The organism is Pseudonocardia acidicola, assembly GCF_012911935.1.
In the GTDB taxonomy this organism is placed as follows: domain Bacteria; phylum Actinomycetota; class Actinomycetes; order Mycobacteriales; family Pseudonocardiaceae; genus Pseudonocardia; species Pseudonocardia acidicola.
This window is the reverse complement of the sequence record NZ_JAAXLA010000071.1, coordinates 13868-36543: the sequence shown is the minus strand read 5'-3', so window position 1 is coordinate 36543 and position 22676 is coordinate 13868. Positions and strand designations below refer to the sequence as shown.

Genomic DNA, 22676 nt, shown 5'->3' with positions numbered 1-22676 from the left:
GGGTCGTTGGGGACGGGGGGCGTGCGTTGCTGGCCGTGCACGGGTTGTGGTCCCGCGGGCGCGGACTGGTGTTGTGGGCCGAGGACGGCGCGCGGCCGGCCGGCACCGGCCGCCGGTCGCTGCGGACGGCCCGGCCGCATCCGTTCGCCCTGCCCGCCTCCGAGCTCGCCGCCCTGCATCCCGGCAAACCGACGACGGTGACACTGCTGCTGCCGTCGCGGCCCAGCGGCCCGCTCGACTCCCCCGAGCTGGTCCGCGCCTCCCCCACCCGGGCGAGCCGGTCGACCCCCGGCCTGCAGCCTTGGACCGTGCCCGCGGTCGTCGTCGAGCCGGGCGAGATCGACGACCCCGCCGAGGAGGTCCGCTACGGCGCCTCGGTCCGGCATCTGCGCGCGATCGCCCGGTTCGCCGCCGACCTCGCCGCCCGCGGCCGGGTGCTGCCCACCCTGGTCCGCGACCCGGCGCCGGCCGCCCGGTGGCGGCCGGTGATCCAGGGCCTCGACGTGGTCGCGCTCGACTCACTGGTCGCTGCGATGCCCCCGGTCGGCCGGTCCGAACAGCGGGCCCGCCGCGGCCCGGCCGGAGCCCGGCCGGGCATTCCCCGCCCCGGTCCCGACCTCGCCGGCCAGGACCCCGCGGCCCTGGTCGCCGACGCCGTCGCGGTCCTCGTCGACGCGGCCGTCCGCGACCGGCTGGCCCGCGCCGACGAACCCGTCGCGCTGCTCCCGCCGCGGCGCGGCCGCGCCCCCCGCCGGCTCCCCGCGACCGAGGCCTGGCTCGCCGCGCTGCTGACCCCCGACGCCCGGGTGGACGCCGAGCCGCGCGAGCTCGACGAGCTGGCCCGCGCCCTCGAGCCGTGGGACGCGGTCGGCACCGAACCGACCGGGCCCGGCCGGGCGAGCTTCCGGCTGGCCGAGGTCCGGGTGCTCGACGATCCGGCCGATCAGGACGATCCCGGCACCGACCAGACCGGTGACGGGACCCGCTGGCAGCTGCAGTTCCTGCTGCAGTCCACCGAGGACCCGAGCCTGCTGGTGCCGGCCGCGCGGGTGTGGGGCGAGAGCGCGCTGGGCAGGCTGATCGCCCAGCCCCAGGAGCTCCTGCTCGCCGAGCTGGGCCGCGCCGCGCTCGTCTACCCGGCGCTGACCCCGGCACTGCGCCAGGCCCGTCCGGAGGCGCTCGACCTCGACGTCGAGGGCGCGCACCGCTTCCTCACCGAGGACGCCGGGCGGCTGCTCGCCGCCGGCTTCGGCGTGCACCTGCCGTCGGGCTGGGACGGCGGCCGCCGACTCGGTCTGCGGCTGTCCGCCCGCTCCACGGCGGCCGCCGGTGTGGTCACCCGCGGCGGCCTCGGCCGCGAACAGGTCGCCGACTTCCACTGGTCGCTCGCGGTCGGCGACCACGTGCTCGACGAGGAGGAGATCGCCGAGCTCGTCGCGGCCAAGGCGCCGCTGGTCCGGTTGCGCGGCCGGTGGGTGAGCATCGATCCCGAGCGGCTGCACGCGGGGCTGGAGTTCCTGCGCCGGGCCGGGAGACGCCGCAGTGCGCCGACCGCGGCCGAGGTGCTCGCGCTCGCCCAGCTGCATCCGGCCGACCACGACACCCCGCTGCCCGTCACCGAGGTCCAGGCCGACGGCTGGCTGGGCGACCTGCTCGCCGGCACCGCCGAGCGCAGTCTGGCCCCGCTCGACCCGCCGCCGGACTTCCACGCCACGCTGCGGCCCTACCAGCGGCGCGGGCTGTCCTGGCTGGCGTTCCTGTCCGCGCTGGGTCTCGGCGCCTGCCTGGCCGACGACATGGGCCTGGGCAAGACGGTGCAGCTGCTCGCCCTGGAGACCCACGAGCGCGCCGACGGCTCGATCGGCCCCACGCTGCTGCTGTGCCCGATGTCGCTGGTGGGGACCTGGCAGCGGGAGGCGGCCCGGTTCGCACCCGGGCTGCGGGTGCACGTCCACCACGGCATCGGCCGGGTCCGCGGCGAGGAGCTGAGCAGCGCGGTCGCGGACGCGGACCTCGTCATCAGCACCTACGCCACCGCCACCCGCGACATCGACGAGCTCGCCGGCGTCGACTGGCGCCGGGTGGTGCTCGACGAGGCCCAGGCGATCAAGAACAGCCTGGCCGCGCCGGCGCGCGCGGTGCGCCGGCTGCGCGCACGGCACCGGATCGCCCTGACCGGCACCCCGATGGAGAACCGGCTGGCCGAGCTGTGGTCGGTGATGGACTTCCTCAACCCCGGGGTGCTCGGCACCGCGGAGCGCTTCCGCACCCGCTTCGCGATCCCGGTGGAGCGCCACGACAACGCCGACGCCGCGCAGCTGCTGCGCCGCATCACCCGGCCCTACCTGCTGCGCCGGGTCAAGACCGACCCGGCCGTCATCGACGACCTGCCCGAGAAGATCGAGATCACCCAGCACTACCGGCTGACGCCGGAGCAGGCGTCGCTGTACCGCACGGTCGTCGACGACATGATGGAGAAGATCGAGGACTCCGACGGCATCGCGGGGCGCGGCAACGTGCTGGCCGCGATGGCCAAGCTCAAGCAGGTCTGCAACCACCCGGCCCAGCTGCTGCACGACGGCTCGGGGGCGTCGGGGCTGGGCCACCGGTCCGGCAAGGTGATCCGGCTCGAGGAGATCCTCGGCGAGATCCTGGCCGAGGGCGACAAGGTGCTGTGCTTCACCCAGTTCACCGAGTTCGCCGGCATGCTGGTGCCGCACCTGTCCGCGCGGTTCGACCACGAGGTGCTCTACCTGCACGGCGGTACCCCGAAGCGCAAGCGCGACGAGATGGTGGCCCGCTTCCAGGCCCCGAACGGCCCGTCGATCTTCCTGCTCTCGCTCAAGGCCGGCGGCACCGGGCTGACGCTGACCGCCGCGAACCACGTGGTGCACCTGGACCGCTGGTGGAACCCGGCGGTGGAGAACCAGGCCACCGACCGCGCGTTCCGGATCGGCCAGCACCGCACGGTCCAGGTGCGCAAGTTCGTCTGCCCGGGAACCGTCGAGGAACGGATCGACGCCATGATCGAATCGAAGAAGGCGTTGTCCGACATGGTGATCAGCGACGGCGAGGGCTGGTTGACCGAGCTGTCCACCGGTGAGCTGCGCGAGGTCTTCGCGCTCGGGGCGGAGGCGGTCGATGACTGAACGACCACAACCGGAAACGGTTCCGTGGTGGCGCGACTCCCCACCCAGCAAGCCGCGCCGGGTCGCCGGCGGCATCCAGATCCACAGCACCCGGGGCACGATCGCGCAGACCTGGTGGTCGGCGCGGTTCATCGAGGTGCTGGAGTCGCTGGGCGTCGGCGGCCGGCTGGCCCGCGGCCGCAGCTACGCCCGCGCCGGACAGATCGTGGAGTTGCGGGTCGACGCAGGTGCGGCCGTCGCCCGGGTGCAGGGCAGCCGGCCGGAGCCCTATCGGGTGCGGGTCGGGCTCACCGCGTACGGCAAGACCGAGTGGGCCGCGGTGGAACAGGCCCTGGCCGACGACGCGTGGTACGCCGCGACGCTGCTGGCCGGCGGGATGCCACCGGAGATCGAGCAGTTGTTCGCCGCGCTGGGCCTGGCGCTGTTCCCGGCGAGCGGGCGCGACCTGACGATGGACTGTTCGTGCCCGGACCAGACGGTGCCGTGCAAGCACCTGGCCGCAGTGTTCTACCTGCTCGCCGAGCGCTTCGACGCCGACCCGTTCGAGGTGCTGGCGCTGCGCGGCCGCGATCGGGAGACGCTGCTGGCCAACCTGCGCGCCCGCCGCGGCGCCGACGACGAGCCGGCGGAGGGCACAGCGCCCGGCAGCGAGGCCGCCGCGCCGCTGGCCGACCGGCTGGACGACTTCTTCACCGCCGGGCCCGGGCTCGCCGACGTCGGCCGCATCGGCTCGGCGCCGGCGCCGCCGGACGCGCTGCTCGACCAGGTGCCCACCTTCGTGATGCAGATCCGCGGACACCGGCTCGTCGACCTGCTCCGACCGGCCTACCGGGCTCTGGACGAGCCCGGCTGACGGCTGGAGGACGGCGTGCAGCCGGATCCGCGGGCGCCTATGGCGGACCCGAAACGGGTCGGTTGGGTCGGTGCCGCAGCGGCGCGTTCCTGCGCACGCTCGATCGGATCACCAGAGCCGACGGCGTGCGGGGCTCGCGACGACCGTTCGTGAGATCCGAACGGACCGGGCCGAGCCGCCGGCCGCCCAGGCCGACCGGGGACACGACCGCCGGCATCTCGACATTGCGGCCGCGCGGGAGGTTGCTGCCGGTGACGAGGTCGTGTTCGACACCCTCGATACGGCGGACGGCCAGCTGAGCGCGGACTCCACCGCCGCGGACCTGGCCCGGGTGACCCTGGAGCGGGTGCATCCGCTGACCGGCCCATCGCGGTCGACGGCGCCGGGCCGGGCGGCGTGCTGGTTGTGCGGCGAGAGCCGCTACCGGGCCTCGACGGTGCTGTTCAGCCGGCCGGTCCGCAGCGCCCAGCGCTCGAACCACAGCGTGAACAGCGGCGGCACGCTGGCCGCGAGCGCGAGCACGATGGTGCCCGCGGACCAGCGCTGCCGGCGGGCGGTCAGGATCGCGATCACCACGTAGGCGATGAACAGCCCGCCGTGGATCGAGCCGAAGATCCGCACCCCGATGTCGTTGAAGACCACGACGTACTTGAAGAACATCCCGATCAGCAGCCCCGCCCAGGAGCAGGCCTCGGCGATCGCGATCGCCCGGAAGGCCCGGCTGAGGCCGGGGAGGGTCGCGGGTGCGGTGACGGTGGTCGGGGCGCTCATCGGCGGCAGCTCCAGGGGTGGTGCGGGTCGTGATCTCTCCTCCACTGTGCCGCAACCCCGCGCATAGTCTTCTACCGGGTGTCGAATCTCTCCCGCGGATGGTGCGCTACGAAGAGCGCATGGATCTCTCCCCCGACGACCTGGGCCTGGCCACGCTGAGCGTGCACGCCGGCAACGCCGTCGACCCGGGCACCCGGGCCATCCGCCGCCCGCTGGTCACGGCGAACTCCTATGCACTGCCCGACGACCCGTCGCAACTGAGCTGGTCGGGCACCGACACCCCGCTCTACACCCGCAACGGCGGAGCCAACCAGCACTGGCTGGAGGAGAAGCTGGCCCGGCTGGACGGCGGCGCGGCGGCCGTCGCGCTGGCCAGCGGGGTGTCCGCGCTGCACGCGGTGTTCTTCACGTTCCTGCGGGCCGGCGACCACGTCGTCTCCTCCGACGTCAGCTACGTCGCGGTGTACCGGCTGCTCACCGAACTGCTGCCGGACAAGTACGGGATCACCGCGACGCTGGTGGACACCTCGGACCCCGAGGCGGTGCGAGCCGCGATCCGGCCGGAGACCCGGCTGGTGCACATCGAGACCCCGGCCAACCCCACGACCCGGATCACCGACGTCGCCGCCGTCGCGGAGATCGCGCACGCCGCCGGCGCGCTGCTGTCCGTCGACGCCACCTTCGCCACCCCGGTGCTGCAGCGCCCCCTCGCGCTGGGCGCCGACCTGGTCGTGCACTCGCTGACCAAGTACATCAACGGCCACGGCGACGCGATGGGCGGGGCGGTGATCGGCGCGGCCGAGGTGATCGACCGGATCCGGGCCGAGGCGATGGTCAACGTCGGCGCCACGATCAGCCCGTTCAACGCCTGGCTGATCATGCGCGGCTCGATCACGCTGCCGATGCGGATGCGGGCGCACTGCGCGGGAGCCCAAGCCGTCGCCGAGTTCCTCGACGGCGATCCGCGGGTCGCCTACGTCGCCTACCCGGGGCTGTCCACGCACCCCCAGCACGACCTGGCCGCCCGGACCCTGGACGGCGGCTTCGGCGGCATGCTCGCGTTCGCCGTCCGCGGGGACGCCGCGACGCAGAACCGGTTCGTGGCGGCGCTGCAGATCATCACCTCGGCCGTGTCGCTGGGCCACGACGAGTCGCTGATCGTGCACGTGGCGGCCGACGACGAGCGCGCCCGGTTCTATCCCGAACCGTTCCGGCGCTGGGGACACCTGCGGTTCTCCGTGGGCCTCGAGGATCCCCGCGACCTCGTCGCCGACCTCGACCGGGCGCTGACCGCGATCGTGGGCCCGGCCCGCTGAGCCCGGGCCCCGTGACGTCCCGGCGTGCCGGGCGCGGCACCCCGCGCCCGGCACGGCCCGGGCTCAGGACTGCGAGCCGTTCAGGTACCGCGGATCCGGCGGCGGCAGCGGCACCACCGGCTGACCGTCGAGGATGTCGCCCATGGCCCGGTAGAACGTGCGGGCCGGCGCCTTGCCGCCGTAGATGTTGCCGCCCGAGCAGCTGTAGGGCGGGGTGCCGTCGCAGATCGGCCGGGGCGACGCCGAGTCGTCGAAGACGATCGATGCCCCGGCCATCTGCGGGGTGGCCCCGACGAACGCGGCCGACTTGTAGTCGTTGGTGGTGCCGGTCTTCGCCGCGATCGGGCGGTTCCAGCCCATGGACGCGGCCGCCGCGGCCGACGTGCCGCCGGGCTGCTCGTCCTTGCTCAGCCCGTTCATCAGGGTGTCGGCGATCGCCGGATCGAGCACCTGCCGGCACGGCGGCTGGGTCACCGTGACCGGCGCCCCCGTCCGGTCGGTCACCGACTCGACGGGGCTGGGCGGGCACCACATGCCGTGGCTGGCCAGCGTCGCGGCCACGTTGGCCAGCTCCAGGTCGCTGGTCGGCGACACGCCGAGGGTGAACGACATCTGGTTCTGCGAACGGGCCACATCGGCGACCGACGGCGAACCGGCCCGGCCGCTCGGGGTGGTGGCCAGCGAGGTCATCCCGAGCCGTTCCGCCATGTCCACCACGGGTGGCACGCCGGTGCTCTCCTCGAGCTTGACGAAGGCGGTGTTGGGCGACTGCGCGAGCGCGTCGGTCAGCGAGAGCTGCGAGGCGTAGTTGCCGGCGTTGTGCACCGGGATCGGCCGCCCGGCCGGGTCGTGGTACAGCGGTGTCGTGTAGCCGCTGCCCGGCACGTCGATGATCGAATCGATGCCGACGATGCCCTTCTCCATCGCCGTCGCCGCGGTGAAGATCTTGAACACGGACCCGGCGCCCATGTTCTCCGGCTGGTAGGGCAGTCCGAAGCTCGACTCGCCCGGCGCGTTGCCGTAGGTGCGGTTGGCGGCCATGGCGACGACCTGGTGCGCGTCGGCCCCGGGCTGGACCACCGACATGACGTCGGCGACGTGCGGCGTGGTCGGATCGACCTGTCCGTCCACGGCGGCCTTCAGCTTGGTCTGCGCGTCACGGTTCAGCGTGGTGCGGATCGTGTACCCGCCGCCGGTGAGCTGCGCGCTCGTGATCCCGGCCTCCTGGAGGTAGGACAGCAGGTAGGAACAGAAGTAGCCGGCATCCCCGGCGCCGACACAGCCTGCCGAGGGCACCGACACGTTCGGCAGCACGCCCAGCGGGGCGGCGGCCGCCGCCGCGGCCTGCTGGGCGGTGATCGAGCCCTGCTGACGCATCTGCTCGATCACCACGTTGCGCCGGCCGAGCGCGGCGTCGGGATGGCGCGCCGGGTCGTAGTCGGCCGGGCTCTGCACCAGGCCGGCGAGCAGCGCCGCCTGCGGCACGGTGAGCTGGTCGGGCGTCGTGCCGAAGTAGGCCTTGGCCGCGGCGGCGACGCCGTAGGCGCCGTGCCCGAGATACACGATGTTGAGATACCGGGTGAGGATCTCGTCCTTGCTGAGCCGGCTGTCCAGGCTGACCGCGAGCTCGGCCTCCTTGATCTTGCGGGCGTAGCTCGGGGCCACCGCGGCCCGGCGCTGGGCGTCCGTGGTCGCGGCCACGTACAGGTCGTAGTTCTTCACGTACTGCTCGGTGAGGGTGGAGGCGCCCTGCGTCGCCCCGCCGCCGGAGTTGTTGACCAGCGCCCGCGCCGCGCCGACCACGTCGAATCCACCGTGCTGGTAGAAACGACGGTCCTCGATCGCCACGATCGCCGCCTTCATCGCCGGGGCGATGCCTGCGCTGGCCACCGGGACGCGGTACTGGCTGTAGAGATACGCGATCGGAGCGCCCGCGGAATCGGTGACCACCGTCGCTGCGGGCATGGTCCCGGATTGCAGATCGCTCGACGTACCGACCGCGGAATCGCTGATCTGCGCCGCCAGCAGGCCGACACCGCCGACAGCCGGGAACATCATCGCAGCGAGCAATACACCCGCTGCGAGACCCATGACCGCGAGCTGCCGTACCGCCGTCTGCGTCACCCTCACTGGGCCGTGTCTACCAGCACACACCGGAGCGCTGCCGGGTAGGGCGGCCGAGTCCGGTCGCCCTACCCGGACACAACACCCGGCACCCCACAACGGCGCACACGTCATCTTTGTTTTCTTTCGGACATTCAGCGAGAACTTTTCGACAAATCAGGGGTCGACAGGCCGCAATTGCACGCCGGAGTGCACACTGGTGGCTGCGAGTCCGAACACGGAAGGCAGGAAAAATGGGCGAGCTGAGTGCCTGGCACTGGCTGATCGTCATCGGCGTCGCGGTGCTGCTGTTCGGAGCCAAGCGGCTGCCCGACGCCGCCCGCAGCCTCGGCCGGTCCACCCGCATCCTCAAGGCCGAGCTGCGCGCGGACGACCACAAGCCGACCGAGACCCCGGCCGCGTCCGCCACACCGGAGACCGCACCGGCGCAGCCGACGACCGCACCGACCACGGTCCCGGAACCGGTCCGTGATGCCGGCGCGGCACCGACCGCGGCCCCCCGGCAGCCGCACGGTGATCCCGCCTGAGGATTCTTGCGGGCCGCCGAACGGCGCGGCTAGCGTCGATCACGTGGGTGAACCCGGGCGCGCCGAAACGCGGGTAAAGGTCCGAATCGGCATCGGGTCACTCCCGATGTCGCGCAGCGACAACGGCGCCGGCCCCGGCTTCGCCGAGCTGATCGACGAGCTCGAGGAACGCGGCGTCGATTCGGTCTGGCTGCCCGACATCGTCTCCTCCGACAACGTCGACGCCGTGGTCGGCCTGGCCTACGCCGCCGGTCGCACGACGTCGTTGAAGCTCGGGACCGGGGTCCTGGTGCTGCCCGGTCGCAACCCCGCGCTCGTCGCCGCACAGCTCGCGTCGCTGGCCGCGCTGGCCCCGAAACGGATCCTGCCCGCATTCGGGGTGCGGCCCGCCACGGCCCGGGAACGCCAGCTCTACCCGGTGCCCGACGGGCAGCGCGCCGCGATCTTCGACGAAGCGCTCACCGTGGTCCGCCGGCTGCTCACCGAGCCCCGCGTCACCCACCACGGCCACTTCTTCCACCTCGACGACGCCTCGGTAGGCCCGTTGCCGTCCCGCCCCCTGGACCTGTGGCTGGGTGGGCGCGCGCCGGTCGGACTGCGCCGGATCGGACGGCTCGCCGACGGCTGGCTGGGCAGCTTCGTCACCCCCGACGAGGCCGGCGACTGCCGCGCCCAGATCGAGCGAGCCGCCGCCGAGGCGGGCCGGGAGATCGAGGCCGACCACTACGGCACCAACGTCTCCGTACTGCCTCCCGAGGCGTCCGCGGCCCAGGCCGACGCGGCACTGGCCCGCGCGCGGGAGCGGCGGCCCGACGTCGACCCCGAACTGCTGGTGCCACGGGGCTGGGCGGCGGCCCGGGACCAGATCAACCGCTTCGTCGACGTCGGACTGAGCAAGTTCGTGGTCCGCCCGGCGGTCCCGGTCCCGTCCTGGCGCGGGTTCCTGGACCACTTCACCGCCGAGCTCAAAGGCCTGGAGAACTGAGCTTTACCGCGCCGTGGGTCAACTTTGCTAAGGCTTCACAAATGGTGGCGAGCCTTGCCTAATTGGGTGGTCCTGTGGCCTGATGGGTGGCATCCGCTCAGTGGCGGATCATCCATCACGGTGAGGAGTGTGCGGCGATGCTCGACGGCCCGGCGGCGTCGGAAACGGCGACGGCGACATCGCCTGCGGTAGCCGGTACAGGCCGTCGCAGAGCCGCGCGGCTGCTGATGTTGCTCGGCCCGGGCGTCATGGTGATGCTGGCCGACACCGACGCGGGCAGCGTCATCACGGCAGCACAGTCGGGGGCGCAGTACGGCTACCAGCTGGTGCTCTCCCAGCTCATCCTCATCCCGATCCTGTACCTGGTGCAGGAGATGACCGTCCGGCTCGGCCTGGTGACCGGCCGGGGTCACGGGGCACTGATCCGGCAGATCTTCGGGTCGCGCTGGGCTCTGCTGTCGGCCGGCACGCTGTTCGTCGCCTGTGTCGGCGCGCTGATCACCGAGTTCGCCGGTCTGGCCGGTGTGGGCGCCCTCGTCGGGCTGCCGCGGCTGGTGTCGATCGGGGTGCCCGCGGTGGCGCTCGTCGGGCTGGTGCTGGCCGGTCGGTACCGCCGGGTCGAGGTCGTGGGCATCACGGTCGGCGCCCTGGAGTTGCTGTTCATCCCGGCGGCGATCATCGCCCGGCCGGACCCGGGCGCACTCCTGCACGGCCTGGCGAACCCGATCCAGTTCAGCACCCCCTACCTGACGCTGCTGGCGGCCAACGTCGGAGCGGTGATCATGCCCTGGATGGTCTTCTACCAGCAGGGTGCGGTGATCGACAAGGGTCGCCGGGGGCTGAGTGTCCGGCAGGCGCTGCGCTCGTCGCGCCTCGACACCGCCGTCGGATCGGTGGTCACCCAGGTCATCATGATCGCTGTCGTCGTCGCGGTCGCGGCGACCATCGGAACCCGCGACCCGGGCGCCCAGCTGAACGACATCGCCAGCATCGCCGACGCGCTCACGCCGTTCCTCGGCCGCACCAACGCGGTGCTGTTCTTCGGACTGGGCATGATCGGCGCGGCGGTGATCGCCGCGTTGGTCGTCGCGCTGGCCGGTGCCTGGGGGATGTCGGAGGTCCTCGGCTGGCGGCACAGCCTCGACGACTCCCCGGCCCGGGCCACCGGGTTCTACGCCCTCGCCGTCCTCGGCACCGTGTCCGGAGCCGGGTTGGTCCTCTTCTGGCCCAACCTCGTCGCGCTGTCGGTCGACGTGGAGGTGATGAACTCCTGCCTGCTCCCGGTCGTCCTGGGGTTCCTGCTCCTCCTCGAGCGCCGCGCCCTGCCCGCCGAGATGCGGATGACCGGCCCCTGGCGGGTCGCCACCTACGTGCTCACCGGGCTGGTCATCGGCCTCGGGTTGTTCACCGTGGTGCAGACGGTCGCGAACGCCTGAGCGCGACGGGCCGTGCGACGATCGCGACGTCTTCACCGCGTTCGCCCCGCAGGCGATCGCACTGCGGCTGCTGTCCAGCGGCACGTTCGTGGTGATCGCCGACGAAGGCCGGCGGCCGAAGCCGGACCCGGGCGAGGACGTGCCGGCCGACCCGCCGTGGACGGTCGTGACGGTCGGCGAGCCCGCCGCCGGGGACCTGCGGTTCTCCGACCCGGCCGCCACGCCTGCGTCCGGTGCCCCGCCGGCGGCCGTCGGTGCCGACGGCCCACCGCGCGCTGCGCAGCTCCGGCGCCGCGCCCACCGGGCTCACGCTGCGCCGCTGCTCCAGCGCCGGCGAACCGCTCAACCCCGACATCGTGGGCTGGGCGCAGGACGCACTCGGCGTCCCGGTCCGTGACCACCACGGCCAGACCGAGCTCGGCACGGCTGCGCGGGGAGGAGCCGGTCGCGGTGTAACGGCCGGGCGCCGGGACGGCACCATGGGGATGTGACCGATCGCACTGCCGGCACGCTCGCCTCGGTCAACGTCGGCCTGCCCCGGGACGTGTCCTGGCGCGGACGCAGCGTGCACACCGGTATCTGGAAACGGCCGGTCGAGGGCCGCTGCACGCTCCGCCGGCTGAACCTCGACGGTGACGGCCAGGGCGACCTGGCCGGGCACGGTGGTGAGCAGCGCGCGGTGTTCGTCTACCAGCTCGGCTCCTACGACCACTGGCGCCGCGAACTGGGCCGTGACGATCTGCGCCCGGGGCACTTCGGTGAGAACTTCACCGTCGACGGCCTGCCCGACGACGAGGTCCGTATCGGCGACCGGTACCGGGTCGGGTCGGCCGTCGTCGAGGTCACCCAACCCCGGGTCACCTGCTACCGGGTGGGCCTGCGGCTGGACGACCCGCGCATCCCCGCGCTGCTCGTCTCGCACCGCCGCCCCGGGTTCTACCTGCGGGTGCTCACCGAGGGCGAGGTCGCAGCCGGCGACACGTTCGAGCAGGTCGCCTCCGGGCCGGAGGGCATGACGGTCGCGGCGGTCGATGCCCTGCTCTATCTGCCCGGCCCGTCGCGCGAGCAGGTGGCGCGGGCGGCCGCGATCCCGGCGCTGAGCCCCGGCTGGCGGGCCTCCTTCACGGCCATGCTCGCCGACACCGCGGACACCGCCGTGTCCGGCAACGCGGGCCTGGGGCCGGTCGCCCCTGCACCCGCGTGGCCCGGGTTCCGCCCATTGCAGGTGACCGCCGTCGCGCCGGAGAGCGCCACGGTGACCTCCTTCCACCTGGCCGATCCGGCCGGGACGGCGCTTCCGGCGCCGTTACCGGGCCAGTTCCTCACCCTCCGGCTGCCGATGCCGGACGGGGCGCCCCTGCTGCGCAGCTACTCGCTGTCCGGTCCACCGGCGGCGCCCGATTACCGGATCAGCGTGCACCGCGAACCGGGGGGTGCCGGTAGCGGCCGGCTGCACACCGCCGTACGTCCCGGCGACGTGCTGGACACCGCGGCGCCGCGCGGCACCTTCGTCCTCCAGCCCTCCGACGCCGCCGTTCTGCTGATCAGCGCCGGTATCGGGGTCACCCCCGTGCTGGCCATGCTGCACGCACTGGCCGCCGGTGGCTCGCCGCGGGAGCTCTGGTGGCTGCACACCGCCCGCGACGCAGCCCGGCACCCCTTCGCCGCGGAGGCCGACGCGCTGCTCGCCCGGCTGCCCCGGGCCCACCGCCACGTCCGCTACACCAGCCCGCGGCCCGGAGACCACGGCAACGACGCCACCGGGCGGCTGTCCCTCGAGGCCCTCGCCGCGCTCGCTCCACCCCGGGACGCCGAGGCGTACCTGTGCGGGCCGCCGTCGTTCATCGAGGACCTGACCGCCGCCCTCGTCGAACTCGGCCTCGCACCGGCTCGGGTGCACCGCGAATTGTTCAGCGCCGCGCCCGCGATCACCCCGGGCATCGCCGCGGCCCCGGCGCCCCGGCCGCACCCGCCCGACGGCGCCCCGGGAACCGGGCCGCCGGTGGCCTTCGCCCGCAGCCGGCTGAGCGTGAACTGGGGGCCCGGGTACGGCAGCCTGCTCGAACTGGCCGAGGCCTGTGACGTACCGGTGCGGTGGTCGTGCCGCACGGGCGTCTGCCAGACCTGCCGGACCGCGCTGCTGTCCGGGTCCGTGCGGTACGACCCGAGCCCCGTCGAACCGGCACCCGGCGGCGACGTCCTGATCTGCTCCGCGCAGCCTGCCGGGGAGGTCGTGCTCGACCTGTAGGGACGCTGCTGCGGCGAGCGTCGACCGTCGCGCCGCGCGTCCACCGCACGCGGGTCACGCGGCCGTGGCACGGTGGGCCACATGTCGGTGACCGCACGCGACCGCGACCCTGACGGCCGCGCCCGCAACGCCCGCCCGCGCGACGCCACCGGCCGGCCGTTGCCGCGCGGCACCGCCGGGGTCGAGCGGGTGCCCGAGGATCTGGTGCTGACGGTCGACGAGACCGTCACCGAGACGCAACGGCTGCTCGACGAGGGCTATCCGTTCCAGGCCCACGAGGTGCTGGAGGCGATGTGGAAGGCGGCCGGCGACGACACCCGCGCGCTGTGGCGGGCGCTGGCCCAGCTCGCCGTCGGGCTCACCCACGCCCAGCGCGGCAACGCCCGCGGCGCGGTGGCGCTGCTGCGCCGCGGCGCCGACGGGGTCGCACGCTGGGTCGGTGATCCGCCGTCGGAGCTGGACCTGGGCGGACTGGTCGAGCACGCGAGCACGCTGGCCGACCGCATCGAGATCTCCGGAACGGCCGCCGTCTCCCCCGCCGACCTCCGCCCTCACCTCCGCACCTGACGCCCCCGCCCGCGTTGTGGAGCCTTGTCGCCGTCCCCGACGACGTCAGGGCTCCACAACGCGGTCGAAGGTGCCGTGGCGGCCGGCGCCCGCGGTGAAGCGGGCCGCGCCGGGGAGGGCGTCGGTGGCCAGGGAGATCTGTCCGTGGTTGAACTCCGAGGCGAGCGCGGCGGGCTCGTCCAGGCCCTCCTGGTCGAGTACCGACGCCCGGTCGTGGCGCAGACACGTCTGCGGGAACGCGGCGAGCTCGGCTGCGAGCCGCTGGGCGGCCGCCAGCGCCTCGCCGGCCGGGACCACCCGGTTGGCCAGCCCGATCGCCAGCGCCTCCGCGGCGTCGACGGGGCGGCCGGTCAGGATCAGGTCCATCGCCCGGCTGGTACCGATCAGCCGCGGCAGCCGGACCGTGCCGCCGTCGATCAGCGGCACCCCCCAGCGGCGGCAGAACACGCCGAACACCGCCGTCTCGTCGGCCACCCGCAGGTCGCACCAGGCCGCGAGCTCCAGCCCGCCGGCGACGGCGTGCCCGGAGATCGCGGCGATCACCGGCTTGGACAGCCGCAGCCGGGTCGGGCCCATCGGGCCGTCGCCCTCGGGGTCGACACGGTTGCCGCGCTCGGTGCCCACGGCGGTCAGATCGGCACCGGCGCAGAACACCCCGCCTTCGCCGTACAGCACCGCGACGGCCGCGTCGTCGTCGGCGTCGAAGGCGCGGAACGCGTCGGCCAGCGCCGCGGCGGTGGCCCCGTCGACGGCGTTGCGCCGCGCCGGCCGGTGCAGGAAGACCGTGGTGACGGGCCCGTCGCGCTCGACGCGGACGGCGGGACCGGGAGTCATCGACGGCCTCCCTCGGACCAGAGCGGGTCGCGCAGCTCGCGACGCAGGATCTTGCCGACCGGAGACGTCGGGATCCCGTCGACGATGCGCACGGTCTTCGGCACCTTGTACCCGGCGAGCCGGGCGCGGACGGCGTCGCGGAGGTGCTCGGGCGTGATCTCGGCATCGGGGAGGAGGGTCACGTAGGCGGTGACGGCCTCCACCCAGGTGGGGTCCGGCGCTCCGACGACCGCGGCCCCGGTGACCGCCGGATGGGCGAGCAACGCCTCCTCCACCTCGCGTGGATAGACGTTGTAGCCGCCCGTGATGATCATGTCGCTGGTCCGGTCGACCAGCGTCAGGTAGCCGCGCTCGTCGAAGCGGGCGAGGTCGCGGGTACGCACCCAGCCGTCGGCGGTGAGCGTCTGCGCGGTCAGCTCGGGTGCGCCGTGGTAGCCGGCCATGGCGAACGGGGCCCGTACCCGCAGCTCCCCCACCTCACCGGTCGGCACCGGCACGCCGGCCTCGTCGGTCACCGCGACCAGGGCGTCGGCAGACGGGTGGCCGCAGGAGCCGAGCAGCTCGGGATCGGTGTGGTCCGCGGCGTCGAGCACGGTGATCGCCAGCGGCGCCTCGGTCTGCCCGTAGTACTGCACCAGCCGCGGGCCCCACAGCTGGAGCATCTGCTCGAGCAGCGGCCGCGGCATCGGGCTCGCGCCGTAGATCGCGGTGCGCAGGCCGGAGACATCGGCTCGCTCGGCCGCGCCGGAGGACACGAGCATGCCGAACATCGTCGGCACCAGGTTGATCTCGGTGGCGCGGTAGCGGGCCGCCGCGTCGAGGTAGGTCGTCGGGTCGAACCCGGTCAGCACCGCCGCGGCCCCGCCGCGCAGCCAGTAGGGCAGCACGAACGTCCCGCTGGCGTGGATCAGCGAGGCGGCGTGCAGCATCACCGAGTCGCGGCCGGGGGAGACGAGGTTGCCCAGGATGTTGGCGGTGATCGCGGCGTAGCCGGCCTGGGTGTGCACGACGGCCTTGAGCGCGCCGGTGGTGCCCGAGGTGTAGAGGACGAGCACCGGATCGCCGGGATCGGCGGGCACCCGCGGGTCGGCGGCGCTGGCCTGGGTCATCTCGGCGAGCAGGTCGGGCGCGTCGACGTCGTTCGTCCGGCCCACGCAGGCCAGCGCGAGCCCGTCGACCCGGGCGGCGAGCTCCGCGGCGCGCCCGGCCAGCGCGGCGCCGTGCACGAGCAGCCGGACGCCGGTGGCGGCGAGCATCCGGGCCTGTTCGTCGGCCGAAAGCCGGGCGTTGAGCGGGACCCGCACCGCGCCCGCCTTCAGGCAGGCGAAGTCGACCGGGATCGACCACAACCCGTTGTCGATGAGCAGCCCGATCCGCACCCCGCGGCCGGCGCCGAGCCCGGTGAGCACGTGCGCCATCCGGTTGGCGGCCTCGTCGACCTCGGCGAAGGTCATCGACTCCGCGCCGCACAGCACCGCGGTGCGGTTCGCGTGCCGGGCGGCGCCCCGGCGGACCAGCTCGACGGCGAGCATCCGAACCTCCTCGGTGATCGTCGTCGCAACCTACCGCCAGCCCGGCGGGCGGAGGCCCCGCGCCGCGCGCTGCCGCACCGTGTCGGGGGGCACGGGACCAGCGCCGGGGCCACAGCCGCCGTAGGGTCTGGCGATGGTCGACATATCCCGCACGTCCACAGCCGCCGCCGTGGACGTCCACCGCACGACCACGGCCTCTCCCGCCGCCGTCTGGGAGGTGCTCGCCAACGGCTGGTACTACCCGACCTGGGTGGTCGGCGCCGCCCGGATACGCGCGGTCAGCTCCCACTGGCCGGGCGTCGGTGCCGTGCTGCACCACTCGGTCGGCGCGTGGCCGCTGTTGATCAACGACCGCACCGAGGTACTGAGCTCGGAACCGGAACGCGAACTGGTGCTGCTGGCCAGCGTCGCGCCGATGGGACGGGCGCCGGTGCACCTGCGGCTCGCCCCCACCGCGGGCGGCGGCTGCGAGATCACCATGGCGGAAGACGTCGCCGAGGGCCCTGCCCGGCTGATACCCGGGCCCGTCCGCCAGGCCCTGATCGCGCCGCGCAACGCGGAGACGCTGCGCCGGCTGTGCTACATCGCCGAGCGCCGCTCGGAGTAGAGCACCTTCAACGCCGACGAGGTCAGCCGGCGGCGCAGGGCGCCGGCGACGCCGTGCTCGCCGAGCGCGGCGCGGGCCGCGAGCCAGCCGCACACCCCGTGCACGCCGCCGCCGGGATGCGCGGACGCGCTGCCCAGGTAGAGGCCCTCGACCACGGTCTCCGGCCGGCCCAGACCGGGGACCGGGCGGAACACGAGCTGCTGGAACAGCTGCGCGGTCCCGCCGTTGACCGCGCCCTGCACCAGGTTCGGGTCGGCGCCCTGCAGGTCGCTCGGTCGTTGCACGTGCCGGTGCACCACGCGGGAGCCGAAGCCGGGCGCGACGGTCTCGAGCACATGCTCGGCCCGCCCGGCTTGCTCCTCGGCCGCGGCGTCGTCGGCGACGCCGCGCGGCAGGTGGGTGTAGGCCCAGGCGCTCTCGGTACCCGACGGCGAGCGGGTGGGGTCGGCGGTGGACATCTGCCCGAACAGCAGGAACGGCGGGTCCGGCAGGCTTCGCGCCTCCAGGTCCGTCGCCCAGCGCAGCAGGCCGGGACCGTCGCGGCCGACGTGCAACGTCCCGGCCTCGGCGGCTGCTGCCGCCCGCCACGGGATCGGCCCGTCCAGCGCCCAGTTCAGCTTGACCACCGGAGTGTCCCAGGCGAAGTGGTCGAGATCGGCGTGCAGCCGGGCGGGCACCGCGTCCCTCGGCAGCAGGTCGCGGTACAGGCCGGGCGCCGACACGTCGGCCACGACCGCCCGCCGCACCTGCACGGTGAGCCCGGCCGCGGTGTGCACCGCGGTGGCCCGTCCCCCGCGCACCTCGATCCGCTCGACCCGCTGCCCGGTGCACAGCTGCGCCCCGGCGGCCTCGGCCCGCCGGGCCAGCGCGGCAGCCAGCCGGCCCGACCCGCCCACCGGGACCGGGAAGCCGTAGTGCTGGGCCAGCATCGCCAGCAGCCAGCCGAACACCCCGCTGCCCGGAGCGTCGACGGGCACGTCGGCGTGCACCGCGTTGCCGGCCAGCAACAGCCGCGCCGCCTCGCTGCGGAACAGCTCCTCGCCCATCCGGTGCGCCGGCAGGGCCAGGAACCGGGCCAGCCGCAGCGCATCCCCGGCGCCCAGCCTGCGCAGCAGCCGGGCCGGGCCGCGCACCGGCGGGAACGCGGTGAACAGCGTGCGCAGGAACGGCTCGGAGATGACGTCCCACTGCCGGCACAGCTCCAGCCACGCGTCCCCGTCCCGCGGGTCGTGCTCGGCCAGCCCGGCCGCGGTGACGTCCCGGTCGCGGTGCAGCACCGCCGCCGTCGCGCCGTCCGGGCCCAGCGGATGGGCCAGCACCGCCGGGGCGTGCGACCACCGCAGCCCGTGCTGCTCCAGTTCCAGTGCCCGCAGCACCGGCGAGGCGGCGGCAAGCGGGTAGAACGCGCTGAACAGGTCGGCGGTGTAGCCCGGGTGCAGTTCGGCGGACCGGATCGCGCCGCCGATCTCGTCGGTGGCCTCCAGCAGGCAGACGTCCCATCCGGCGTCGGCGAGCACCGTCGCCGCGACCAGCCCGTGATGGCCACCCCCGACGACGACAGCGTCGACAGTCCCGCTCGGCATGCCCGCCACTATCACCCACTCCCCGCGAGTCGGCAGATTCTGGCGGGTGAGTCGGCGTTGTCCGCCAGGCCGGTCAGCCGCCCGCGGCCCGCGCCACGTCGTCGGCGGCGCGCAGCACCCGCAGCACGTTGCGCCCGGCCAGCCGGGCGCAGTCCTCCGCGCTCCAGCCACGCTCCAGCAACGCCCCGAACAGCGCCGGGTACCCCGCGACGTCCTCGAGCCCGGCCGGCAGCTCGGCGGCCCCGTCGTAGTCGCCGCCGATCCCGATGTGGTCGATCCCGGCGACCTCGCGGGCGTGCTCCAGGTGCGCGACGACGTCGTCGAGGGTCGCGGTGGGTGGCGGTGGGCCGTCCCAGGCCGCCGCGAACGCGTCGCGGGCCCGCAGATCCCGATGGTCGAGCCCGGCGGCGGTCATCGCCTCGTGCAACCGGCCGTCCCAGGCGGCGACGGCGGGCGAGACGAAGCGCGGCACGAAGGTCACCATGCAGACGCCCCCGTTGCCGGGCAGCGCCTCGAGCACGTCGTCGGGCACATTGCGGGGGTGGTCGTTGACCGCGCGGCACGAGGAGTGCGTGAACACGACCGGCGCCGAGGTGGTCGCCAGCGCGTCGCGCATGGTGGTGGCCGCGACGTGGGAGAGGTCGACGAGCATGCCGATCCGGTTCATCTCGCGCACCACCTCGCGCCCGAAGTCGGTGAGCCCACCGTGCACCGGCTCGTCGGTCGCGGAGTCGGCCCAGTCGGTGTTCAGGTTGTGGGTCAGCGTCAGGTACCGCACCCCGAGGCGGCGCAGTGCACGCAGCGCGCCGAGCGACCCGGCGATGGAGTGGCCGCCCTCGGCGCCGAGCAGCGATGCGATCCGGCCGTCACGGAACACGGCCTCGGCCTCGTCGGCGGTCCTCACGAGGGCGAGGTGCTCCGGATAGCGCTCGACGAGCCGGTGCACCACCTCGATCTGCTCGAGCGTCGCGGTCACCGCGCTGTCGCCGGTGAACGAACACGGCACGTAGACCGACCAGAACTGCGCCCCGACCCGCCCGGCGCGCAGTCGCGGGAGGTCGGTCTGCAGCCGCGGCTGCACGGCGGTCAGGTCGATGCCGTCGACGGCGTCGGCCGGGTCGGGTCCGGCCAGCGCGCGCAACGCCCACGGCAGATCGTTGTGCCCGTCGACGAGCGGGGTGGTGGCCAGCAGGGCCGAGGCCCGGTCGTGGGCGGTGGTGTTCATGGGCGACCATGGTCGCCCATCCGCGCCGGGACGCCCGCCGGGGTCCGGCGCCGCCGTGCCCGGGGGCCCGATGCCCGGGCGGCGTCATCTCCGGGAATCACGACCGGCTCCCGGGTCGGCGCCCTGCCTGTTCGTCCCTGTTCGTCATCGACGTGCCGCGCGCTGGCTCCGCGCCCGGGATTCACGCCGCGACCCGGCGTCGGCGGCCGTAGACGCCGCTCCCGGCGTAGCTGGAGATGTCGGCGAGCAGCGCCAGCGCCAGCCACAGGTAGTCGAAACCGACGATGCCCCCCGGCGCCACGAGGACGTACATCAGCGTCGTCCAGGGCAGGAACAGGAAGCCCAGAAACGGCACCAGGAATGACCCGAAGGTGGCGCTCCAGCGCAGTGGGGCGATCAGCCACCAGATGACGATGGCCGTCCGCGGTCCGAAGAGCAGCAGGATGATGAACAGGCACATGCCGTAGTCGTAATGGGACGCGCGCCGCCGGCCTCCACCCGTGCGGGGTGAATGCGCGCACGGCCCTGTGCGGCGCAGGACGGCCCGCCCGCCCACCGGCGTCAGGGGCCCGCGCCTGGAGGATCATCCTGCCGCTCGACGCAGGATCCTGGTGGCGCTGCGCGACAGCACTCGGCGCTGCGGCCGGTAGCGGCGATCGTCCACCACCGACACCGTGCTCCCGGGGCCTGCTCATCGAGCGGCTCACCGGGACGAAGCTCGCCGACGTGGTCCGGGAGCGGATCTTCGGTCCGCCCGGCCGCCCTGGGACGTGCACCGGGACGATGCAGCTCAGCGCGGCAACCGCCGCCAGATCGCCCGCGGCAGCAGCCGCATCCCGAAGAACACCGGCCGCAGCACGGCGGGCACCCACACCTCGCCGCGGCCGGCCCGCAGCGCCCGCACGGTGGCGTCGGCGACCTGGTCGGGTGTACTGGACAGCGGGGCCGGTGACATCCCCGCGGTCATCCGGCCGATCACGAACCCGGGCCGGACCAGCAACAACCGCACCCCGCTGCCGTGCAGCGCGTCGGCCATCCCGGAGGCGAACCCGTCGAGTCCGGCCTTGGCCGAGCCGTAGACGTAGTTCGCCCGCCGCACCCGTACCCCGGCCACCGACGAGTAGACGACGAGCGTGCCGCGGCCTTGGGCGCGCAGCAGGTTCGCCAGCAGGGTCAGCATGTGCACGTGCGCGACGTAGTCGGTGTGCACGATCTGGACGGCGTGCTCGGCGTCGGTCTCCGCGCGGGCCTGCTCGCCGAGGATCCCGAACGCGACGACGACGGTGTCGAGCCGGCCGTGCCGGGCCACGACGTCGTCGAGGACCGCGCGGTGCCCGGGCAGGTCGTCCGCATCGAACTCGACCCGGACCACAGTGGTGGCCCCGGCCGCGCGCATCCGCTTCTCCTCGTCGTCGAGGTCGGCGCTGCGCCGCGCGGCGAGGATCACCGTGCCGGCGCCGCCGCGGGCCAGCCGCTCGGCCACCGCGATCCCGATCTCACTGCGGCCACCCAGGACCAGCACCGTCTCACCCACGCGGCAAGTCTGTCATCGTGCGGACCCGCCGCATCGGCTGCTCCTCGCCGTCGGGGCGCCCGCCCCTGGTCCGGGGCCGGCACCGGTTTCCGGCTCGCCCGCCGCGGGTGACGCCGGGCCGGGCGAGCCTGCGCCGCCACTCGGGTTACCGTGACGCGTTGATCGGATTCCCCGAGAGGAGCACCGTGCCCGAGGTCCTGTTCGACACCCGCTGGCCGGACGGGTCGGTCCAGACCTTCTACTCCCCCTCGCTGATCGTCGAGGAGTACTTCGAGGCGGGGCAGGTCTATCCGCTGGCGGACTTCGTCGCACGCAGCCGGGAGTCCCTGCAGATCGCCGGCGACCGGGTGCGCGCCAAGTACGGGATGGGGTGCGCGGAGTCGGCGATCTCGATCGCCCGGATCGAACAGGCCGCCGCGCGGTTCACGGGCACCGAGGGTCCCGCCGTGACGGTCGAGCGCTTCCGCCGCTGGGCGTGACGCACGGCCCCGTCAGTCGGTGTGGCCGAACCGGCGGACGGCGACGGCCGCGGCCAGCACGGCGAGCGCGACCAGCAGCGCCATCTCGACGCCGGTGGGGACGATCCAGTCACCCCAGCTGACCCCGGGGGCGAGCCGCGCCATGAGTGCGGGCGGCGTGCCGATCGCGGCCAGCACGGCGCGGCGCATCGGGTCGACGACGTAGGTCAGCGGGTCCAGGACGGTCAGCCCGTGCAGCCACGCCGGTAGCCCGGTCAGCGGGAACATCGCGCCGGAGAGGAAGAACATCGGCATCGCGACGAACTGCAGGACCGCCTGGAAGGCCTCCATCTGGTGGATCCCGCTCGCGATCAGGACCCCGATCGCGGTGATCACCAGCGCGGCCAGCAGCATCAGCCCGACCAGGACGGCGAGCAGCGCCGGGGAGTACGGGATGCCCACCGCGCCGGCGAAGGCCAGGATGAGCAGCCCCTGCAGGGTCGCCACCGTCGCCCCGCCCAGGATCTTGCCCACCACCAGCGAGGTCCGGCTGACCGGGGCGACGAGCATCTCGCGCAGGAAGCCGAACTCACGGTCCCAGACGATCGACACCGCGCTGAAGATCGCCGTGAACATGACGGTCATCGCGACGATGCCGGGGAAGACGAAGGTCCGGTAGTCGTATCCGCCCGTGGCCGGGCCGAGCCGGCTCAGGCCGGTGCCGAGCACGAACAGGAACAGGATCGGCTGCACCAGCGAGGTGACGATGCGCAGCCGGTTGCGCAGGAACCGGATCAGCTCGCGCTCCCACACCACGTGCACCCCGCGCAGCTCCAGGACGGGACCGGGCCGGTCCGGCGGCACCGCGAAGGGTGCTGCGGGTCCGGTCCGGGTCCGGGGGGCCACCGGGTTCGACGTCATCGGGCG

The 22676-nt window shown here is 74.0% G+C and carries 20 protein-coding genes and 1 pseudogene; 12 read left to right on the top strand and 9 right to left on the bottom strand.

Features of this window, described 5'->3' with window-relative positions:
- The first annotated feature begins 26 nt into the window (after nt 1-26).
- The 3 genes and pseudogenes from HF526_RS27605 to HF526_RS37545 all read left to right on the top strand — a co-directional run.
- Entirely contained in the window at nt 27-3149 is a 3123-nt protein-coding gene (locus HF526_RS27605) for a DEAD/DEAH box helicase (protein ID WP_169384507.1), read from the top strand.
- Nucleotides 3142-4002 (top strand): SWIM zinc finger family protein, encoded by an 861-nt coding sequence (locus HF526_RS27600; RefSeq protein WP_169384502.1) that lies wholly within the window; start codon nt 3142-3144, stop codon nt 4000-4002. The genes HF526_RS27605 and HF526_RS27600 overlap by 8 nt, the downstream gene beginning before the upstream one ends.
- A gap of 70 nt (nt 4003-4072) precedes the next feature.
- Nucleotides 4073-4360: pseudogene (locus HF526_RS37545) on the top strand (acetamidase/formamidase family protein); the annotation flags it as partial.
- A gap of 62 nt (nt 4361-4422) precedes the next feature.
- Here HF526_RS37545 and HF526_RS35785 read toward each other — a convergent pair.
- Nucleotides 4423-4773: a DUF3817 domain-containing protein gene (locus tag HF526_RS35785; protein ID WP_169384501.1), complete on the bottom strand. Its 351-nt coding sequence runs from the start codon at nt 4771-4773 to the stop codon at nt 4423-4425.
- A 119-nt stretch (nt 4774-4892) separates the two neighbouring features.
- On the opposite strand from HF526_RS35785, the gene HF526_RS27590 reads away from it, so the two are divergent.
- Nucleotides 4893-6089 carry a trans-sulfuration enzyme family protein gene (locus tag HF526_RS27590; protein WP_239029227.1) on the top strand — a complete coding sequence of 399 codons (1197 nt, stop codon included), beginning with the start codon at nt 4893-4895 and terminating at the stop codon, nt 6087-6089.
- A 63-nt stretch (nt 6090-6152) separates the two neighbouring features.
- Here HF526_RS27590 and HF526_RS27585 read toward each other — a convergent pair whose 3' ends face one another.
- Nucleotides 6153-8219, bottom strand: a complete 2067-nt coding sequence (locus tag HF526_RS27585) for a transglycosylase domain-containing protein (RefSeq protein WP_338051793.1) — start codon at nt 8217-8219, stop codon at nt 6153-6155.
- 227 nt (nt 8220-8446) lie between these two features.
- Here HF526_RS27585 and tatA point away from each other — a divergent pair, with 227 nt between their 5' ends.
- The 6 genes from tatA (at nt 8447) to HF526_RS27555 (ending at nt 13976) form a co-directional block, all read left to right on the top strand.
- The gene (gene tatA / locus HF526_RS27580; protein ID WP_169384499.1) at nt 8447-8740 is read left to right on the top strand and encodes a Sec-independent protein translocase subunit TatA; all 294 of its coding nucleotides are present in this window, start codon (nt 8447-8449) and stop codon (nt 8738-8740) included.
- 106 nt (nt 8741-8846) lie between these two features.
- Nucleotides 8847-9725: a TIGR03854 family LLM class F420-dependent oxidoreductase gene (locus tag HF526_RS27575; RefSeq protein ID WP_169384498.1), complete on the top strand. Its 879-nt coding sequence runs from the start codon at nt 8847-8849 to the stop codon at nt 9723-9725.
- Between the two features lie 137 nt (nt 9726-9862).
- Nucleotides 9863-11161 carry an NRAMP family divalent metal transporter gene (locus tag HF526_RS27570; RefSeq protein ID WP_169384497.1) on the top strand — a complete coding sequence of 433 codons (1299 nt, stop codon included), beginning with the start codon at nt 9863-9865 and terminating at the stop codon, nt 11159-11161.
- A gap of 233 nt (nt 11162-11394) precedes the next feature.
- Nucleotides 11395-11652 (top strand): hypothetical protein, encoded by a 258-nt coding sequence (locus HF526_RS27565; RefSeq protein WP_169384496.1) that lies wholly within the window; start codon nt 11395-11397, stop codon nt 11650-11652.
- A complete protein-coding gene (locus HF526_RS27560) occupies nt 11649-13409 on the top strand; it encodes an MOSC domain-containing protein (protein WP_169384495.1) in 1761 nt (586 codons plus the stop codon). Before HF526_RS27565 ends, HF526_RS27560 begins: the two co-directional genes overlap by 4 nt.
- Before the next feature lie 81 nt (nt 13410-13490).
- Complete coding sequence (locus tag HF526_RS27555) at nt 13491-13976, top strand: DUF309 domain-containing protein (RefSeq protein ID WP_169384494.1); 486 nt, start codon at nt 13491-13493, stop codon at nt 13974-13976.
- Nucleotides 13977-14021: 45 nt separating this feature from the next.
- Here HF526_RS27555 and HF526_RS27550 read toward each other — a convergent pair whose 3' ends face one another.
- Both HF526_RS27550 and HF526_RS27545 read right to left on the bottom strand, forming a co-directional pair.
- Nucleotides 14022-14810: a crotonase/enoyl-CoA hydratase family protein gene (locus HF526_RS27550; protein ID WP_169384493.1), complete on the bottom strand. Its 789-nt coding sequence runs from the start codon at nt 14808-14810 to the stop codon at nt 14022-14024.
- Nucleotides 14807-16342, bottom strand: a complete 1536-nt coding sequence (locus tag HF526_RS27545) for a class I adenylate-forming enzyme family protein (RefSeq protein WP_169384492.1) — start codon at nt 16340-16342, stop codon at nt 14807-14809. Before HF526_RS27545 ends, HF526_RS27550 begins: the two co-directional genes overlap by 4 nt.
- A gap of 133 nt (nt 16343-16475) precedes the next feature.
- Here HF526_RS27545 and HF526_RS27540 point away from each other — a divergent pair, with 133 nt between their 5' ends.
- Nucleotides 16476-16949, top strand: a complete 474-nt coding sequence (locus tag HF526_RS27540; RefSeq protein WP_169384491.1) for an SRPBCC family protein — start codon at nt 16476-16478, stop codon at nt 16947-16949.
- Here the strand turns inward: HF526_RS27540 and HF526_RS27535 are convergent.
- The 4 genes from HF526_RS27535 to HF526_RS27520 all read right to left on the bottom strand — a co-directional run bounded on the left by HF526_RS27535 (nt 16922) and on the right by HF526_RS27520 (nt 21291).
- Nucleotides 16922-18532 carry a phytoene desaturase family protein gene (locus HF526_RS27535; protein ID WP_169384490.1) on the bottom strand — a complete coding sequence of 537 codons (1611 nt, stop codon included), beginning with the start codon at nt 18530-18532 and terminating at the stop codon, nt 16922-16924. The two genes, HF526_RS27540 and HF526_RS27535, sit on opposite strands and share 28 nt — an antisense overlap.
- Before the next feature lie 73 nt (nt 18533-18605).
- Nucleotides 18606-19757, bottom strand: coding sequence for a dipeptidase (locus HF526_RS27530; RefSeq protein ID WP_169384489.1), 1152 nt, complete (start codon nt 19755-19757; stop codon nt 18606-18608).
- 181 nt (nt 19758-19938) lie between these two features.
- Nucleotides 19939-20217 (bottom strand): hypothetical protein, encoded by a 279-nt coding sequence (locus HF526_RS27525; RefSeq protein ID WP_169384488.1) that lies wholly within the window; start codon nt 20215-20217, stop codon nt 19939-19941.
- A 330-nt stretch (nt 20218-20547) separates the two neighbouring features.
- Nucleotides 20548-21291, bottom strand: coding sequence for a decaprenylphospho-beta-D-erythro-pentofuranosid-2-ulose 2-reductase (locus HF526_RS27520; RefSeq protein ID WP_169384487.1), 744 nt, complete (start codon nt 21289-21291; stop codon nt 20548-20550).
- Nucleotides 21292-21449: 158 nt separating this feature from the next.
- Here HF526_RS27520 and HF526_RS27515 point away from each other — a divergent pair, with 158 nt between their 5' ends.
- Nucleotides 21450-21770 (top strand): MSMEG_0570 family nitrogen starvation response protein, encoded by a 321-nt coding sequence (locus HF526_RS27515; RefSeq protein WP_211177880.1) that lies wholly within the window; start codon nt 21450-21452, stop codon nt 21768-21770.
- A 12-nt stretch (nt 21771-21782) separates the two neighbouring features.
- On the opposite strand, the gene HF526_RS27510 is transcribed toward HF526_RS27515, so the two are convergent.
- Nucleotides 21783-22670, bottom strand: coding sequence for an ABC transporter permease (locus HF526_RS27510; RefSeq protein ID WP_169384486.1), 888 nt, complete (start codon nt 22668-22670; stop codon nt 21783-21785).
- Between the last annotated feature and the right edge of the window lie 6 nt (nt 22671-22676).

Bases quoted from the DNA above. Each gene is read 5' to 3' on its own strand.
- HF526_RS27600 (WP_169384502.1), top strand. From the start codon at position 3,142: ATGACTGAACGACCACAACCGGAAACGGTTCCGTGGTGGCGCGACTCC.
- HF526_RS35785 (WP_169384501.1), bottom strand. From the start codon at position 4,773: ATGAGCGCCCCGACCACCGTCACCGCACCCGCGACCCTCCCCGGCCTC.
- HF526_RS27590 (WP_239029227.1), top strand. From the start codon at position 4,893: ATGGATCTCTCCCCCGACGACCTGGGCCTGGCCACGCTGAGCGTGCAC.
- tatA (WP_169384499.1), top strand. From the start codon at position 8,447: ATGGGCGAGCTGAGTGCCTGGCACTGGCTGATCGTCATCGGCGTCGCG.
- HF526_RS27575 (WP_169384498.1), top strand. From the start codon at position 8,847: ATGTCGCGCAGCGACAACGGCGCCGGCCCCGGCTTCGCCGAGCTGATC.
- HF526_RS27570 (WP_169384497.1), top strand. From the start codon at position 9,863: ATGCTCGACGGCCCGGCGGCGTCGGAAACGGCGACGGCGACATCGCCT.
- HF526_RS27555 (WP_169384494.1), top strand. From the start codon at position 13,491: ATGTCGGTGACCGCACGCGACCGCGACCCTGACGGCCGCGCCCGCAAC.
- HF526_RS27550 (WP_169384493.1), bottom strand. From the start codon at position 14,810: ATGACTCCCGGTCCCGCCGTCCGCGTCGAGCGCGACGGGCCCGTCACC.
- HF526_RS27545 (WP_169384492.1), bottom strand. From the start codon at position 16,342: ATGCTCGCCGTCGAGCTGGTCCGCCGGGGCGCCGCCCGGCACGCGAAC.
- HF526_RS27540 (WP_169384491.1), top strand. From the start codon at position 16,476: ATGGTCGACATATCCCGCACGTCCACAGCCGCCGCCGTGGACGTCCAC.
- HF526_RS27535 (WP_169384490.1), bottom strand. From the start codon at position 18,532: ATGCCGAGCGGGACTGTCGACGCTGTCGTCGTCGGGGGTGGCCATCAC.
- HF526_RS27530 (WP_169384489.1), bottom strand. From the start codon at position 19,757: ATGAACACCACCGCCCACGACCGGGCCTCGGCCCTGCTGGCCACCACC.
- HF526_RS27525 (WP_169384488.1), bottom strand. From the start codon at position 20,217: ATGTGCCTGTTCATCATCCTGCTGCTCTTCGGACCGCGGACGGCCATC.
- HF526_RS27510 (WP_169384486.1), bottom strand. From the start codon at position 22,670: ATGACGTCGAACCCGGTGGCCCCCCGGACCCGGACCGGACCCGCAGCA.